Source organism: Micromonospora sp. H61 (assembly GCF_018070325.1).
GTDB lineage: Bacteria > Actinomycetota > Actinomycetes > Mycobacteriales > Micromonosporaceae > Micromonospora > Micromonospora salmantinae.
Genome location: NZ_JAGPXY010000001.1, coordinates 283,228 through 298,382, shown reverse-complemented (window position 1 = coordinate 298,382; position 15,155 = coordinate 283,228). Strand labels below are relative to the sequence as shown.

15 protein-coding genes are annotated in these 15,155 nt (G+C 68.5%); 9 read left to right on the top strand and 6 right to left on the bottom strand.

Annotated features, from left to right (window positions below):
* The first annotated feature begins 360 nt into the window (after positions 1 to 360).
* The 5 genes from KBX08_RS01230 to KBX08_RS01210 all read left to right on the top strand — a co-directional run bounded on the left by KBX08_RS01230 (position 361) and on the right by KBX08_RS01210 (position 4,447).
* Positions 361 to 1,611, top strand: coding sequence for a glycine betaine/L-proline ABC transporter ATP-binding protein (locus KBX08_RS01230; RefSeq protein ID WP_374101924.1), 1,251 nt, complete (start codon positions 361 to 363; stop codon positions 1,609 to 1,611).
* Complete coding sequence (locus KBX08_RS01225; protein WP_210780641.1) at positions 1,608 to 2,501, top strand: proline/glycine betaine ABC transporter permease; 894 nt, start codon at positions 1,608 to 1,610, stop codon at positions 2,499 to 2,501. The genes KBX08_RS01230 and KBX08_RS01225 overlap by 4 nt, the downstream gene beginning before the upstream one ends.
* A 78-nt stretch (positions 2,502 to 2,579) precedes the next feature.
* The gene (locus KBX08_RS01220) at positions 2,580 to 3,464 is read left to right on the top strand and encodes a glycine betaine ABC transporter substrate-binding protein (RefSeq protein ID WP_210780640.1); all 885 of its coding nucleotides are present in this window, start codon (positions 2,580 to 2,582) and stop codon (positions 3,462 to 3,464) included.
* Positions 3,465 to 3,656: 192 nt separating this feature from the next.
* The gene (locus KBX08_RS01215) at positions 3,657 to 4,085 is read left to right on the top strand and encodes a PRC-barrel domain-containing protein (protein ID WP_210780639.1); all 429 of its coding nucleotides are present in this window, start codon (positions 3,657 to 3,659) and stop codon (positions 4,083 to 4,085) included.
* Positions 4,086 to 4,168: 83 nt separating this feature from the next.
* Positions 4,169 to 4,447 carry a BON domain-containing protein gene (locus KBX08_RS01210; protein WP_210780638.1) on the top strand — a complete coding sequence of 93 codons (279 nt, stop codon included), beginning with the start codon at positions 4,169 to 4,171 and terminating at the stop codon, positions 4,445 to 4,447.
* 253 nt (positions 4,448 to 4,700) lie between these two features.
* On the opposite strand, the gene KBX08_RS01205 is transcribed toward KBX08_RS01210, so the two are convergent.
* Entirely contained in the window at positions 4,701 to 5,627 is a 927-nt protein-coding gene (locus tag KBX08_RS01205) for a mechanosensitive ion channel family protein (RefSeq protein ID WP_210780637.1), read from the bottom strand.
* Between the two features lie 365 nt (positions 5,628 to 5,992).
* Here KBX08_RS01205 and KBX08_RS01200 point away from each other — a divergent pair, with 365 nt between their 5' ends.
* On the top strand, positions 5,993 to 7,288 hold the full coding sequence (locus KBX08_RS01200) for a sodium:proton antiporter (RefSeq protein WP_238688370.1): 1,296 nt from the start codon (positions 5,993 to 5,995) through the stop codon (positions 7,286 to 7,288).
* A 203-nt stretch (positions 7,289 to 7,491) separates the two neighbouring features.
* Here the strand turns inward: KBX08_RS01200 and KBX08_RS01195 are convergent, their stop codons facing one another.
* Both KBX08_RS01195 and KBX08_RS01190 read right to left on the bottom strand, forming a co-directional pair.
* Positions 7,492 to 9,018 carry a hypothetical protein gene (locus KBX08_RS01195; protein ID WP_210780636.1) on the bottom strand — a complete coding sequence of 509 codons (1,527 nt, stop codon included), beginning with the start codon at positions 9,016 to 9,018 and terminating at the stop codon, positions 7,492 to 7,494.
* On the bottom strand, positions 9,015 to 9,905 hold the full coding sequence (locus KBX08_RS01190; RefSeq protein WP_210780635.1) for an ABC transporter ATP-binding protein: 891 nt from the start codon (positions 9,903 to 9,905) through the stop codon (positions 9,015 to 9,017). The genes KBX08_RS01195 and KBX08_RS01190 overlap by 4 nt, the downstream gene beginning before the upstream one ends.
* Positions 9,906 to 10,067: 162 nt before the next feature.
* Here KBX08_RS01190 and KBX08_RS01185 point away from each other — a divergent pair, with 162 nt between their 5' ends.
* Genes KBX08_RS01185 through KBX08_RS01175 form a run of 3 tightly spaced genes read left to right on the top strand, consistent with a single transcriptional unit; the run spans position 10,068 to position 12,915 of the window.
* The gene (locus tag KBX08_RS01185; protein ID WP_247668662.1) at positions 10,068 to 11,039 is read left to right on the top strand and encodes an ABC transporter ATP-binding protein; all 972 of its coding nucleotides are present in this window, start codon (positions 10,068 to 10,070) and stop codon (positions 11,037 to 11,039) included.
* On the top strand, positions 11,017 to 11,805 hold the full coding sequence (locus KBX08_RS01180) for an ABC transporter permease subunit (protein ID WP_210780634.1): 789 nt from the start codon (positions 11,017 to 11,019) through the stop codon (positions 11,803 to 11,805). Before KBX08_RS01185 ends, KBX08_RS01180 begins: the two co-directional genes overlap by 23 nt.
* Before the next feature lie 60 nt (positions 11,806 to 11,865).
* On the top strand, positions 11,866 to 12,915 hold the full coding sequence (locus KBX08_RS01175) for a CdaR family transcriptional regulator (RefSeq protein WP_210780633.1): 1,050 nt from the start codon (positions 11,866 to 11,868) through the stop codon (positions 12,913 to 12,915).
* 15 nt (positions 12,916 to 12,930) lie between these two features.
* Here the strand turns inward: KBX08_RS01175 and nhaA are convergent, their stop codons facing one another.
* From nhaA to KBX08_RS01160, 3 genes are all read right to left on the bottom strand, one after another.
* Positions 12,931 to 14,250 (bottom strand): Na+/H+ antiporter NhaA, encoded by a 1,320-nt coding sequence (gene nhaA, locus KBX08_RS01170; RefSeq protein ID WP_210780632.1) that lies wholly within the window; start codon positions 14,248 to 14,250, stop codon positions 12,931 to 12,933.
* Between the two features lie 132 nt (positions 14,251 to 14,382).
* Entirely contained in the window at positions 14,383 to 14,682 is a 300-nt protein-coding gene (locus tag KBX08_RS01165) for a BON domain-containing protein (protein ID WP_210780631.1), read from the bottom strand.
* 169 nt (positions 14,683 to 14,851) lie between these two features.
* Entirely contained in the window at positions 14,852 to 15,127 is a 276-nt protein-coding gene (locus tag KBX08_RS01160; protein ID WP_210780630.1) for a GlsB/YeaQ/YmgE family stress response membrane protein, read from the bottom strand.
* Positions 15,128 to 15,155: the final 28 nt, after the last annotated feature.

Genomic DNA, 15,155 nt, shown 5'->3' with positions numbered 1-15,155 from the left:
ACAGTTCTCTATCAACCCCAACACATTCTGGAACTGCTCCCCGGTCGGCGTCGACTCGCTGGTGGGAGGCGATCCAGCGGGACGATCGGCGCAGGCTGCATCAATCCTGCCTGGTCTGACCGATGTGGGCGATGGGTTGCGCAACATCCGCCGGACGGCCAGTCTGGCACCGGTACTCGCGAATTTTTGTGTGCATATCCACAACCCTGCGGTGCCAACTGGATTTGTGGCGAGAGCATCGGTAGGTTTCGCCGCCGGGCCTATGTGACCCGCGGAATGTGATCGATGTTGATATCGATGAAGAGACGCGAAGATGGCGCCGGTGATGCGATACGCCAGCCGGTTTCCGTCGAGAGGGGGATCGTGTCCGCGCTCATAGTGCAGTCGCTCTACAAGATTTTCGGCAGCCGGGCTGACGAAGCGGTACGACGCCTGGCGGACGGCAAGCCCCGCACCGAGGCGCTCGCCGGGCTGCCGGCCACGGCCGCGGTGATCGATGCGAACTTCGAGGTGCGCCCCGGCGAGATCTTCGTCGTCATGGGCCTCTCCGGTTCCGGAAAGTCGACCCTGATCCGGATGCTCAACGGCCTGCTGCAGCCCACCAGGGGAAGCGTGCGGGTCGATGGGGTCGAGTTGACCACGCTCAGGCCGGCGGCGCTGCGCAAGCTGCGCCGCGAGAAGATCAGCATGGTGTTCCAGCACTTCGCGCTCATGCCGCATCGGACGGTGCTGGAGAACGCCGGGTACGCGCTGGAGGTCGCCGGGCTACCCAAGGCCGAGCGGCGTGAGCGGGCCATGGACGCGCTGCGCATGGTGGGCCTGACGGAGTGGGCGGACAATCTGCCGCACGACCTTTCCGGCGGCATGCGGCAGCGGGTCGGGTTGGCCCGCGCGCTCGCGGCCGGCACCGAGATTCTGCTGATGGACGAGGCGTTTTCGGCGCTGGACCCGCTGATCCGCCGGGAGATTCAGGACCAGCTCCTGGAGCTTCAGGCCGAACTGGGCAAGACGATCATCTTCATCACGCACGACCTGAACGAGGCCATGCGGCTCGGCGACCGGATCGCGGTGATGCGGGACGGTCGGATCGTGCAGATCGGCACCGCCGAGGAGATCCTGACCGACCCGGCCAACGACTACGTGGCGCAGTTCGTCGCCGACGTCGACCGGACCCGGATCCTCACCGCCGCGTCGGTGATGGAGAAGCCCCAGCAGGTGCTCGACGTCAACGCCGGTCCGCGGGTCGCCGCCAAGGCGTTGCGGGAAAGCCAAACCTCGGTGGTCTACGTGACCGGTCCGATGAAGCGGTTCCTCGGCACGGTCACCGAGGACGAGGTGTTGCGGGCGCTCCGCGAGGGTCGTCCCCACCTCGACGGTTACGTGTCGACCGAGCGGGTCCGCACTGTCACCGCGGACACCTCGGTGGCCGACCTCTTCGCCGACTGCGCGGAGAGTCAGCACCCGGTGGCTGTTCTCGACGAGCGTGACCGGCTGATCGGGGTGATTCCCCGGATCACGCTGCTCAGTGCGCTGGCCGCCGCGACCCCGGACGAGCCGACGCAGGGCCAGGACCAGGTGGAACTGGTCGGAACGAAGGGAGAGCCGGCATGAGCCGGACGCAGTCGCCGCTGGACAGTTGGCTGCCCCGGGTGCCGCTGGGCGCCTGGACCGAGTCCGCCGTCGACTGGGCCACCGCCACCCTCGGCCCGTTCTTCGACGGTGTCGCCGCCGTGGTCGAGGCGTTGGTGCGACCGCTCAACGACCTGCTCACCGGCGTACCGGCGGTGGTGGTCGTGCTGGTGCTCGCCGGGCTCGGCTGGTGGCTGCGCGGGTGGAAGTTCGCCCTCGGTACCGCGCTGGGCCTCGGCCTGGTGGCCGGAATGCCGTACTGGGAGGAGACCATGAGCACGCTCGCGCAGGTGCTCGTCGCCAGCACTCTGGCGTTGCTGATGGCTATCCCGCTGGGTGTGCTCGTCGCCGAGAACAAGCGGGCCTCCGCGGTGGCCCGGCCGGTGCTGGACCTGATGCAGACCATGCCCGCGTTCGTCTACCTCATTCCGGCGATCTTCTTCTTCGGCATCGGCACCGTGCCGGGCGTGCTGGCCACCCTGGTCTTCAGCATGCCGCCCGGCGTACGCCTGACCGAGTTGGGTCTGCGCCAGGTCGACAAGGAAATCGTCCAGGCCGCCGAGTCCTTCGGTGCGCCGCCGTGGATGGTGCTGCTGCGGACCAAGCTGCCGCTGGCACTGCCCACGATCATGACCGGCGTCAATCAGGTCATCATGCTGGCCCTGTCCATGGTGGTGATCGCCGGCATGGTGGGCGCCGGCGGCCTCGGCGACGTGATCATGTTCGCGTTGTCTCAGGTCGAGGTGGGCAGCGGCTTCGAAGGCGGGATCGCGGTCGTGATCCTCGCCGTGGTCCTCGACCGCCTCACCGACTCGGCGGGCGACCGTTTCCCGTCCGCCCGGGCGCAACGCCTCGCGCGGCAGGCCGCCTGACCGTCGCTCTCCGCCGGCAATCCCCTTTCCCGCGTACGCGGGGTCCGCCGGCATACCCGAAAGAGGAGGACAACCCTTTTGTTCACGACACTGAAGCGCGCCCTCGCGCTCACGGTGACCGCCACCCTGGCTCTCGGTGGTGCTGCCGCCTGCGGCGAGCAGGACGACGCGTCCGACAACGGCAAGAAGATCACCATTGGTTACATGGCCTGGGACGAGGCGATCGCGGCCTCCCACCTGTGGCAGGACATCCTGCAGGACAAGGGCTACGAGGTCGAACTCAAGAACCTGGAGGCCGGTCTCGTCTACGGCGGTCTCGCCAACGGCGACATCGACCTGTTCCTGGACAGCTGGCTACCCCAGACGCACGCCTCCTACCTGGAGAAGTACGGCGACAAGCTGGAGAAGCTCGGCGTCTGGTACGACGACGCCAGCCTGAGCATCGCCGTGCCGAAATACGTCGAGGGCGTCAACTCGCTGGCTGACCTGGCCGGCAAGGCCGGCAGCTTCGACGGGGAAATCATCGGGATCGAGCCGGGTGCAGGCCTGACCAAGGCCACCCAGGAGAAGGTCATCCCCGAGTACGGCCTGGACGGCAAGCTGAAGCTGAAGACCTCCTCCACGCCGGCGATGCTGGCCGCCTTGGACGGCGCGATCGCCGACAAGAAGCCGATCGTTGTCACCCTCTGGCACCCGCACTGGGCCTACGCCAAGTACGACCTGAAGGACCTCACCGACCCCAAGGGCACCCTCGGCCAGGCCGAGCAGATCAACACACTCGCCCGCACCGGCTTCGGCAAGGACTTCCCCGAGGTCACCGCGATGCTGAAGAAGTTCAAGATGGACGGTGAGCAGCTCGCGTCCCTGGAGGACCTGATGTTCAACACCCATAAGGGCGACGAGGAGAAGGCCGTCGAGGAGTGGCTGAAGGCCAACCCGGAGTATCCCAACACGCTTTCCTGAACCGCATGACTCGAGGGGCCCCGCCGGTTCGGCGGGGCCCCTCGTCGTCTCCGCCAGTCGCTCGACGTCCCGTCACGAACGGGCACGGTGAGCCGTCACGAAAACGGGCCGGAAGCGTCATCGTTTCGTCGTCTAGTCCCGGCCGCTCCTTGGGTAGCGAATAAGAATCAGACGCTACGGAAGGAGCAGCTCATGCCACACGACACGACGGCGATTCTGGTCAAGCTCAGTGACTCCGGGCAGACGATCGCGGATGCCGAGCACGACGTGCGCGGTCGACGCGTCCTCGACGTCGACGGTGACGACCTGGGCAAGGTCGATGACCTGCTGATCGATCGCGAGGAGCACAAGGTGCGGTTCCTGCGCGTCGAGCACGGGGGGATCCTCGGCATCGGCGCGACCGCGACGTTCCTCCCCGTCGAGGCGGTCAGTGACGTCACCGACGACACCGTGCGGGTCGACCTGACTCGGGAGAAGATCGAGCAGGCCCCAACGTACGACCCGGAGGTCGTCGAGGAAACCGGCTACTACCAGGACGTGTACTGGTATTACGGCTACGCGCCGTTCTTTAGCCCGCGTGGGGTTGCGGCGCCGTACCCGGTGCCCCCGACCCGACGCTGAGTTTCGGCTGTCCCCCGACCGGCCGGTGTTTCGGCGGCCGGACACGACCCGCCGAAACGCCGAATCATCTGTGAGGGAACGTCATGACCTACGTCCCCTGGTTTCTGCCCGAGGATCTTCCATCGTTGATCCAGGTCCAGCCGGCCTCTGAGGATGCCCGGCTGGCCTGCCGGCTGCTGGAGAGCATGCAGCGCCATCCCCGCTTACGTCACGAACGCATCTGCATCGAAGTGCAGAACCGCGTGGTCATCCTGGACGGCGTGGTCACGTGTGCCGACGTGAGTAGGGAGGCCCACGCGCGCGCCTGGAACACTGCGGGTGTGCACGACGTCAACAACCGGCTACGACCCTTGGAGCGGTGACAGTCGGCTCCAACGGACACCGTTGACGGTGGGCTCCCCGGCCACAGCACATGCCGGTGGCCGCTGGTGAGGGCGGGCCGGTCTGATGACGACCATCGGACCGGCTGCCCTCAACCTCCCGGCGCCATCGGCCAGATGGCCCAGATCCGCCACCGTCGTTCGCGCCGTGCATGTTGCCGTGGTCGGTGATCGCCACAGCTGCGGGTCGTTTGTCGAGCTCATATTCCATGCCCGGCAAGGCACAAGGAGACCGTCAACGGCCGTTGGTCGGAACGCTGACGGTTTCCAGCGGTTGCGGTGGGTGGATGGTGATGCTTTGTGTCACCGATGCCACCTTGATGGCGTTTTCCGCGAAGCGGTCCAGTACTCGTCGGGTGACTTGGTCCTTGACCTGTCGGGCGGCGCGTACGGGCACGACGAATCGTGCCGACAGTTCGACCCAGTTTGAGGTGGCGCGGACGAACACGCGCGGGTCGACCTCTGCCTCGGCGACTGGGTAGCGGCGGCGCATCTGTTCGATGGCGTGTCGCGCCTCGACGGTTGAGGAGATGGTCTGCGCCTCCTCGCAGAGGATGCGTTCGGCGAGGTGCCAGTCCGCTTCGTAGGGGATGGGTAGCGTCAGCTCTTCCCACAGGTGGTCCAGCACGGTGCTGCTGTTGTACACCGGGGTGGTGAAGACGAGGTGGTTCGACAGGGATACCACCCGTCCGGTGTACTGGCGTCCGCGGATCCAGGATTCCGGGTCGGAGGAGGAGCCGCTTTCCAGGATGCGGGTGCGTAGTGGGGTGATGTCCAGGACGTCACCACGTACCCCACACATCTGGATGCGGTCACCGACGCGGTACTGCCGCCCGGTGAGGATGCTGATCCATCCGGCGAACGCGCCGATGACCTCCTGCATGGCCAGCGCGAGACCGGCGGCGAGCAGGCCGACGACCACGCCGATCCGGCCGGCGAACGGCTGCCACAGCAGCGCCAGTGCGAACAGCAATACCACGACGGTCAGGTAGTGCACGGCCTTTCGCAGGTAGTAGCGGTTGCTGGTGCCTGCGACCCGCAGGGTGGCCAGGCGACCAGCGACCCCGGCGAGGACAACGGCCAGCACGATCAACACGACGCTGGTCACGAGGCGACCACTCACGCTGCTCGTGTCCCAGACAGCCTCCAGCAACCGCTCCATACCGCATGCCCATCCTCGGCGGCAACAGCCGCTTGATATCCCTTGCGTCGGTTCAACCATAGGCAGCCGCCTGCGGCGGAATCTGGGGAAACGCCCTGGTGCGGGGCAAGCCCAGCCGGAAGGGTGGTGCGGTCCGGACGGTTGACCCGGCGGGACGGCCACCGCCTCGGGTCTCGATGGATGCCGTTGTCGTGCTGGGCCTGATCGCCGCCGTCGGTGAGGCCGCCGAGCGTCCCGGCCACCGCCGTTGCGTTCCCGCACGCCGAGAACGGCACCGTCGGCGGGCCGTTATGATCTGCGAGGTCTGTGGAGCGCCGGGAAGTCTGGTCGGCACCGTGTTGAACCCTGCGTCCCGGAGGTTTCCTGTGCTGCTCCTCTGCTTCGCCGCTGTCCTGCTCGTCGCCGTGCTCGTGTCGGCGCTCGCGCACCGGACGATCCTGTCCACGGCGGCGCTGTTCCTGGTCGCCGGCTTCGCCCTCGGTGAGGACACCACCGGGGTGTTGCACCTGCAGGCCGACTCGCCGATCGTGGCTCAACTGGCCGAATTGGCCCTGTTCGCGGTGCTGTTCAGCGACGGGATGCGCGTGGGCTGGGCGGACCTGCGCAGCGCGTGGCGGCTGCCCGGCCGGGCGTTGGGCTGGGGTCTGCCGCTGACGCTGCTGGTGACCGCAGTGCTGGCGCACTATGTGGCCGGGTTGGGCTGGGCGGAGGCCCTCCTCATCGGGGCGATCCTGGCGCCCACGGATCCGGTGTTCGCGGCCGCGTTGGTCGGCAACGACAAGGTGCCCGCGCGGCTGCGGCACCTCCTCAACGTCGAGTCCGGGGTGAACGACGGACTCGCGCTGCCGTTCGTGGTGGTGCTGCTCGCGGTCGCGGCCGGCTCCGACAACCTGCACCTGGGTGAGTTGACCACTGAACTGGCGGTCGGCCTGGCGATCGGGGTGCTGGTGCCGCTGGCGGCGCTCGCGCTGGAGCGAACCCGCTTCTTCGCTGCCTCGGCGGCGTACGCGCCGCTGAACGGGGTCGCGATCGGGCTGCTGGTGCTGGCGCTCGGCAAGGCTACCCACGGCAATTTGTTCCTTGCCGCCTTCGCTGCCGGTATCACGGTGGCGTCCTTCGGACCCAGGGAACGTGCGGCGTTCGAGCACTTCGGGGAGAACATCGCCGAATTGCTCAAGCTGGGGGCGCTGCTGGTGTTCGGTGCCTTGATCTCGGTGGAGTTCCTCGGTGACATCTCCTGGACCGGTTGGGTCTTCGCCGTTCTGGCCATCGTGGTCGCCCGCCCGATCGCACTGTGGATCTCGTTCCTGCGCTCCGGGCTGAGCCTGCGGGAGCAGGCGGCCGCCATGTGGTTCGGGCCCAAGGGCTTCGCCTCGGTGGTCTACGGCCTGCTGGTAGTCGAGTCCGGCATCGCCGCAGCGGACGAGATCTTCCACCTGGTCGCGCTCACGATCGTCATCTCGATCCTGGCGCACTCCTCGACCGACGTCGTGATCGCTCAGGCCTTTGACGACACCCGCGACACGCCCAACTGGCACGACGCGCTGCGCCGGGTGCGTCGGCGGATAGCGGTCCCGCGTCGGCCTGCCGGCGACCCTGCGGCGGTTGCCGCGCCGGATATCGACGGTGAGGCCGAGGACGGTCAGGCAAACGCGAAGTAGCGGAGCGGGTGGCGCTGACGGCGATGACATTGCCACCGAGGCCGACGTCAAGCGCGAGCGCCACCATGGCGGGGGAGGACGGCACGGTCACGGCTCGCACGACGACTCGCGTGCTCTGAGACGCCACCGAGCCGGCGGTCTGCAGGTGGATGACCCGACGTCTGAGTGCGCCACACCCCCGACCGTGTTTGTGATGGGGCTGGTCAGGCACTCAGGTCGCGCCGGCGGTAGCCGATCGCGCCGGCGACCACTCCTGCTGCGGAGATGCCGGCCATCACCAACGCTGGTGGCCATGCCGGTGCGGTGGCCGGCACCGCGGCCAGGTGTGCGAACGGGGACAGCGCACGGATCCAGGAGGGCGCGTCGACGCTGTCGGCAAGGACCTGCCACAGGAACCCGCCGGCGGCCGGAAGAGCGCCGATCGCTGCGACGGTGCGCGGCGCCCATCCGAGCGCCAGGACGGCAGCTCCCAGACACAGCAGCACGACCGGTACGACGTTCCAGGCGCCGGCGAGCGCGTCGCCGGGCGCGAGGCCGGCATGGACAGTGGCCGTGCCGGCCCACATGGCGATGCCCGCGACCGTGATCAGGGCCAGCGCGGCGCAGCCAGCGACGGCCGCTTCGGCGGCCAACAGCCGTGCCCGGGTCACCGGTGCGGCCAGCAGCAGGGTGAGACGCCGGGCGTTCTCGTCCGCGGCGGTGGCGGCGAGCCGCACGGCGACGAACACCCCGACCGGAACGGCCAGCAGCGCGTACAGGGTCGCCGCGTAGCCCTCGACCGTGCCGAGCGCCGGAAAACCAGCCTGGGCCGCCATGGTCGCGAACTCGGGGTTGCCGGTCAGGAATTCGGTCATGGACCGGGCGATCAGGCCAAGGAGCAGGAAGTACGCGCCGATCCCGGCCGACCAGGCGGCCAGCGGTCGCATGGTGCGCCGTACTGCGAAGGCGACCACCGAACCGAGCAGGGCGGTACGCGCCGGTCGGCTCGCGGCGAACGCCAGCACCGACACCGGCAACCCGCGATTAGTGTCGAACGGGCGGGTCAGCGCCAACAGCCCGAACGGCGACAGCCACCGGAGCCAGGCCAGCGCTGGTACACCGTCACCGACCATCCGCATGAGGAGCCCGACGACCAGGACGGTGGCCGCGACACCGTTGGCAGCCGACCGGCTGACGAACAGCTGCGCGGTGACGCCCCCGACGGCGACGAAGAAGAGCCCGACGGCAGCGAGGGCGCTGCCGTGCAACAACGAACCGGTTTCGCCCACGCCTGCAGCGATCATCGCCACCGCCGTCGCCACCCCAACGAGGATCGGAACGACGGCCAGCACACCGAGATGCTGGCGGACCGCCTCGGCGAGGGTGATGCGGCCGGACAGCAACAGACCCCACCGGCCAGCGTCCTCCTCACCACGGGTGATCCGAGTAGCGCTCAGCATCGCCCACACACCGAGCAGGACGGCCAGGACGGTGCCCGTGCGCCACACCGTGAATCCGCCCGCCTGGTCGAGCGCGACGGGCTCACCGAACAGTGTGCGGATCGCGGGGTTGCGGGCCAGCGCCGCCAAGGCGGCCGGATCCAGCGCCTCGCTGTGGTAGCCGACGGCCACCAGCGCGGACATCCCCGCGCAGACAGCGGTCACGACCAGGGCACCACGGCGCACCTGGCGCACCGCGAGCCCTCTGAGCACACGCTGCGGGCGGGCTGGCGCCGTCGTGGTCGCGATCATCGGGCGTTCTGCCCGTAGTAGGCGAGGAAGATCTCCTCCAGGCTCTGCTCGCGGACGACTATCGTCGCCACGTCAGCGTCGGCCAGGGCGCGCAGCGCCGCGGCGGGGGAGCCGCTCAGGGTGAACCGCACAGACGTCGCAGCGTCTTCGTGTACGTCGTCGACGCCGGGGATGCCGGCGAGGTTCGGTGGTGTGCCGGTGAACGTTGCGGTCACTTCGGTGTGGTGCAATTGGCGCAGCTGCGCGACAGATGCCACTTCCACCAGTTCACCTGCCCGCAGGATGCCGACGCGGTCGCAGACGGCCTCGACCTCGGCGAGTTGGTGGGAGCTGAGGAACACCGTCTGCCCGTTGTCGCGGGCAACCCCTACTGCCTGCCGGAACTGCAGTTCCATGAGCGGGTCCAGGCCGCTGGTCGGCTCGTCCAGCACCAGCAGCGGTGCCCGGGTGGCGAACGCCGCGATCAGAGCAACCTTCTGCCGGTTGCCCGTCGAGTAGGTGCCGGCCGGTTTGGACACGTCCAGCGCGAATCGTTGGATGAGCTCGTCGCGGTAGGCGGTGTCCGTGCCGGGGCCGATGCGGGCGAGCAGGTCCAGCACCTCGGCGCCGGTCATCCGTGGCCACAGCGCCACATCCGCGGGCACGTAGGCGAGCCTGCGGTGGGCGGCGGCAACGTCGGCGGCGTCGGTGTCGAAGATCCACGCCCGTCCGGAGGTGGGTCGGGCAAGGCCGAGCAGCAGCCGGATCGTCGTTGACTTCCCGGCGCCGTTGGGGCCGAGAAAACCGAACACCTCGCCCGCCGCGACGTCGAGGCTGAGGCCATCGAGGGCAAGTAGCCGCCCATAACGCTTGGAAAGATTTTCGGTACGCAGGGCAGAAACGCTCATCGGAGCCTCCAGAGCCGCAGCACGACATGACTGCCGACCAGACTTCCCGGCGCACCTGACGTGAGAGTACTCCCGGCGGTCGCGGCGCGTACGCCGCCCGGGCTGGCGTTCGGGCCAAGACCTTCCGATGTTCGGCAACCGCCTCAGCGTTATGTCGGCCGGATGCTGACCTGGATGCCGGCAAGGAAAGCCCGCGACGATGTCGGCATGACAAGCGACGTCGCCCTACTCACCGAGGACCTGACCAAGTTCTATGGTCAGCGCCGCGGCATCGAAGGGCTCAACCTGGAGGTTCGCGCCGGGGAGGTGGTGGGATTCCTGGGACCGAACGGAGCCGGGAAGACAACCACGATCCGCCTGCTGTTGGACTTTCTGCGCCCCACTCGTGGACACGCGACTGTGCTCGGGCTCGACCCACGCAAGGACAAGGCCGCACTGCACCGTCAGATCGGCTATCTGCCCGGCGAGCTCGTGTTTCCCGGGCGGGACAAGGCGGAAGATCTCCTGCGCTTCTTCGCCGTAGCACGCGGCGACGTGGCCTGGTCGCAGGTGACCGAGTTCGCGGAGCGGCTCGACCTGGACCTCTCGCGCTCGGTACGGACGATGAGTAAGGGCAACAAGCAGAAGGTCGGGTTGGTGCAGGCGTTCATGCACCGGCCGGCGGTGCTGGTCCTGGATGAGCCGACAAGTGGGCTGGATCCACTCATGCAGCAGGAGTTCCTGGCCATGGTCCGCGACGCCAGTGGTGCTGGGCAGACCGTCTTCATGTCCTCTCATGTCCTGGCCGAGGTGCAGCAGGTGGCCGACCGGGTGGCCATCGTCCGCGATGGGCAGTTGGCCGCGGTCGAGCGGGTTGAGTCACTGGGGAAGCGGGCGGTCCGCGCCGTCGAGATTCACTTCGATGACCCGGTGGACCCGGCGGAGTTCAGTGTCCTGCCCGGAGTCAGTGACGTGGTGGTGTCCGGCCCGGTGCTGAAATGCACCGTCGACGGCCGCATCGACCCGCTGATCAAGGCGGCGGCACGACATGAGGTGGTGGACATGTTGTCTGCCGAACCCGACCTCGAAGAGACGTTCCTGTCGTTCTACTACCACGGGGAAGGAGCCGGCGATGCTTCCCGCGCTGGTGCGTAAGACCTGGCGTGACGACCGCCTGGCATTGATCGGGTGGGCCGGTGGCGTCGCCGCTTTCACCGCCATCTACACCTCGTTCTACAGCCAGTTCCAGGGAGCCGCGGAGCTGAAGCAGGACGCGCTGCCCCAGGGCATGCTGGACTTCCTCGGCATCGCCGACATGCTGTCGCCCGCCGGCTATCTGCAGGCGACCATCTTCAGCCTGGTCGGCCCACTGCTGGTCCTGATGTGCGCCATCACGCTGACCGCCCGCACGATCGCTCGGCCGGAGGAGGACGGTGGCATGGAGCTGATGCTGGCCAACCCGGTCTCGCGAGCCACTTTCGCCTGGCAACGGGTGGCCGCCGCGGGCAGCGCGCTCACCGGGATCGCCGCCATCCCGGGGATACTGCTGATGATCATTGTTCCCTGGATCGGCATGGACATCCCCCTGTCCAACGTCGCCGCCGCGTCCGCCGGCCTGGTCGCCCTGGTGTGGACGTTCGCCGGCATCGCCTTCCTCGTCGGCGCCACCACCGGAAAACGCGCTGCCGTCCTCGCGACCACCGGCGGCCTTGCCGTGGCCACCTACATGGCCAACGCCATCGGCGGCATGCTCGACGGGTGGCACTGGGTGCGCTGGCTCTCACCGTTTCACTACTTCATCGGCACGGACCCGCTGCACACCGGCTGGCACCCGGCCGAGCTGCTCACCCTCGTGCTCCTCGGTGCGGCAACCACGACCGCCGGAGTCCTCGTGTTCGACCGCCGCGACATCGGTGTGTAAACCTGAGGCTGGTGGCCGGCGTTCACCGGCGGCCACCAGCACGCCGACAAGGAACAGCCCATGAGCGACGACAACTGGCTGGCAGGCGACTGCCAGGATCTGCTGTGCCTCCCGGCCAGTGCCCGACGTCAGGCAGCGGTCAACCTGGGTGCCCGCGCAGCGGATGAGGGGCTGACGCTGCGCGAGCTTGTTACCGGCCTGCTGGATGCCACCACTGCCCACTGGAGCGCCACCCCGGTCGCGCCGACGGACACCGCCGTCGCAGTGCATTCCCGCGCCGAGACGCTCCTGGACGCCGCCCGTGTCCTGCTCACCGACGCCGTGGACGGGTATAACCGGCAGAACCGCGCCGAGCTGGATCGCCACGACGACGAACGTGCCGCGTTCGTCAACGACCTGCTCACCGGCCGCGCCGACCCGGGCGGTCTGGCCGAGCGCGCACACCGATACGGCATCCGCCTGTCGGCCACCCACACCGTCCTCATCGCCCGTGCGGCCGGCCTGACTCCCCGCATTACCCACCGCGTCGACGCCGCGCTGGCCTCCAGGTTCGGCGAAGGCAACACCCTCACCACCCTTCGCGACGGCGACGTGGTCTGCATCAGCGCCGGCGGACTACGCGGCATCGCGGCCGAACTCGCCCACCTGCTCCTCACCGAACTCGGTGCGGGCAACTGGCAGATTGCCGTCGGTCGCACCCAACCCGGGATCCAGGGCCTGGCCACGTCCCTCGACGAGGCCCGCCACACCCTCGACTACGCCGTCAGGCTCGGCTTCACCACGCCCGTCCTCAATGCCGCCGACCTGCTGGTGTTCCCCGTGCTGCTGCGTGACCGCGACGCCATCATCGACCTGGTGACCACGGTCCTCGGGCCACTGACGACGGCGCGCGGCGGTGCCGAGCCGTACCTGGAGACCCTGACCGTGCTCTTCGACAACCAGGGCAACCACACCGCGACCGCTCGGCAGATGCACCTGTCCGTCCGGGCGATCACCTATCGACTCGACCGCATCCGGGATCTGACCGGCTACCACCCCGGCGAGCCGACCCAACGCTTCACCCTGCAAACAGCCGTACTCGGCGCTCGACTGCTCGGCTGGCCGCCATAGCCCAGGAGCGCCAGATCAGGACGGCGTCGTCCTGGTCGGCTGCTCCTCGTAGACGTCTGGCACCCCGTCGGCGTCGCTGTCACGCTCCTCCAAGGCGCAGACTCCCTGGTAATGCCGGTTACGAGCGCGTAGAACGACGGTTGCCAGCAGCGCTGACAGCAGGGACCCGAGCAGAACACCGATCTTGGAGTGGTCGTCGCGTTCGGTGCCGGCGCCGAACGCCAGCTCGCCGATCAGCAGCGACACGGTGAAACCGACCCCGGCCAGCAGCGCCAACCCCACCATGTCCCACCAGGCGAGCCCTTCCGCGAGCCGGGCCCGGGTGAACCGCTGCACGAGCCAGGTGGCACCGAGAACGCCGGCCGCCTTACCCACCACCAACCCCACCATCACGCCCAGGGCGACCGAGTCGGTCAGGGTTGCGCCGAGGCCGCCCGCCCCGGCTACCGAGACTCCGGCGGCGAAGAACGCGAACACCGGTACCGCGACCCCGGCGGACAGGGGCCGGATGCGGTGTTCGAAGTGCTCCGCCAGGCCAGGGCCAGGTCCCGGCTTGCGGCGTAGCACCGGCACGGTGAAGGCCAGCGCGACCCCGGCGACGGTGGCGTGCACCCCGGAGGCGTGCACCAGCGCCCACGTCGTGGCGGCCAGCGGCAGCAGCAGCCACCAGGACCTCACCCGGCGCTGAACAAGTAGAGCGAACAGCGCCATCGGGGCCAGCGCGAGCAGCAGCGGCCCGAAGTGCAGGGAGCTGGTGTAGAAGACCGCGATGATCACAATGGCCAGCAGGTCGTCGACCACCGCGAGGGTGAGCAGGAACGTGCGCATCGCCGAGGGCAGGCTGGTGTTGATCACGCCGAGCACGGCGAGGGCGAACGCGATGTCCGTGGCGGTCGGGATGGCCCATCCGGTCAACGCCCCGTTGCCGGCCCCGACGTTGAACGCCACGTAGATCAGCGCCGGCAGCGTCATTCCGCCGAGTGCGGCGGCGACGGGCAGCATCGCCCGGCGGGGCTCGCGTAGATCACCGGCGACGAACTCGCGCTTGAGTTCCAGCCCGGCGACGAAGAAGAAGATCGCTAGCAGGCCATCGGCGGCCCACTGCGCCAATGAGAGGTCCAGATGCAGCGTCTCGGGGCCAACGGTGACGTCGGCGAGTGAGCGGTACCCGTCGGACCAGGGAGAGTTCGCCCAGGCGAGAGCAAGCACGGCGGCGACCAGCAGCAGCACCCCACCGACCGTTTCGGTCCGGAGAATGTCTCCGATCCGGCGTACCTCAGGCCAACTCCTGCGGCTGAGCAGGAGTGGCGTGTGGTTCGCCGGTGGGCGGCTCATCGTGGTCCTCCGGTGGGGTCGGTGACGAAGTCGCCGACCAGTCTTCCCGGCACACCGGCTACTACGGTAGCCAAACGACGACCGTCAGCCTGTCACCGCCCCTGAGAACGGGAGCGTGTCATCCTGCCGGAGTCACCGGTGGCTACGCCGCGGGCCGCTGAGCCGCAGTGTGTTGCAGATGTCGAAGATGCCCGGCACGTCGTAGGCGAGGTCCGCCGCGACCTGCCGCGCGTTCGCGTCACTCACCACGCCGGCGAGGATGACGACTCGGTTCTGCACGGCGACGGTGATCTGCTGGCGCCGCGTGGTCCAGTCGATGCTCAACCGCTGTGCGACCAGCGCCTCCAGTCTCCGGTCCTCGTGGTCCGGCTCGGGCTGGCGCGAGGTGTCGGCGAACCAGTTCTCATCGGGCAACGGCCATGGCATGTACATGGTCAGCTCCTTCAGTGTGACGAGGCCGGGCGGGATAGCGGACGGCGAGCCAGTGACGTCCTCAGGCCGGTCAGGAACCCGATCGGATGGGACTCATGAACGTGAGCGGAAACCGGCCTGACCGCGCTTGGGGCCGGCCTTCTGGTGCTGGTGCTGCGTCGTCTCCGGTTCAGGCGGAATCGGATGGGTCGGGCCTGGCGGTGGCCACGACGAGTACGACGCCGATGCCGGCGAGGCCGGCCTGGACGACCAGTGTCATGAGGTTGAGGGTGCTGGTATCGACACCCGCGAGACGGGCGACGATGCTGCCCGCCAGCGCGGCGACTACCCCGACGGACACGGTCAGCCAGATCGGGGTCTCCTGGCGTCCTGGGACGACGAGCCTGCCGAGCAGGCCGACAGCGACGCCGACGAGGAGCGTGGTGACGAGACCAACGATGCTCATGGGCTCCCTCGGATCTCCTTCAAGTACG

Coding starts and splice junctions, on each gene's coding strand:
- nhaA (WP_210780632.1), bottom strand. CDS start 14,250: ATGAGCCGCCCACCGGCGAACCACACGCCACTCCTGCTCAGCCGCAGG.
- KBX08_RS01195 (WP_210780636.1), bottom strand. CDS start 9,018: ATGATCGCGACCACGACGGCGCCAGCCCGCCCGCAGCGTGTGCTCAGA.
- KBX08_RS01175 (WP_210780633.1), top strand. CDS start 11,866: ATGAGCGACGACAACTGGCTGGCAGGCGACTGCCAGGATCTGCTGTGC.
- KBX08_RS01215 (WP_210780639.1), top strand. CDS start 3,657: ATGCCACACGACACGACGGCGATTCTGGTCAAGCTCAGTGACTCCGGG.
- KBX08_RS01190 (WP_210780635.1), bottom strand. CDS start 9,905: ATGAGCGTTTCTGCCCTGCGTACCGAAAATCTTTCCAAGCGTTATGGG.
- KBX08_RS01165 (WP_210780631.1), bottom strand. CDS start 14,682: ATGTACATGCCATGGCCGTTGCCCGATGAGAACTGGTTCGCCGACACC.
- KBX08_RS01180 (WP_210780634.1), top strand. CDS start 11,017: ATGCTTCCCGCGCTGGTGCGTAAGACCTGGCGTGACGACCGCCTGGCA.
- KBX08_RS01160 (WP_210780630.1), bottom strand. CDS start 15,127: ATGAGCATCGTTGGTCTCGTCACCACGCTCCTCGTCGGCGTCGCTGTC.
- KBX08_RS01225 (WP_210780641.1), top strand. CDS start 1,608: ATGAGCCGGACGCAGTCGCCGCTGGACAGTTGGCTGCCCCGGGTGCCG.
- KBX08_RS01210 (WP_210780638.1), top strand. CDS start 4,169: ATGACCTACGTCCCCTGGTTTCTGCCCGAGGATCTTCCATCGTTGATC.
- KBX08_RS01205 (WP_210780637.1), bottom strand. CDS start 5,627: ATGGAGCGGTTGCTGGAGGCTGTCTGGGACACGAGCAGCGTGAGTGGT.
- KBX08_RS01185 (WP_247668662.1), top strand. CDS start 10,068: ATGCTGACCTGGATGCCGGCAAGGAAAGCCCGCGACGATGTCGGCATG.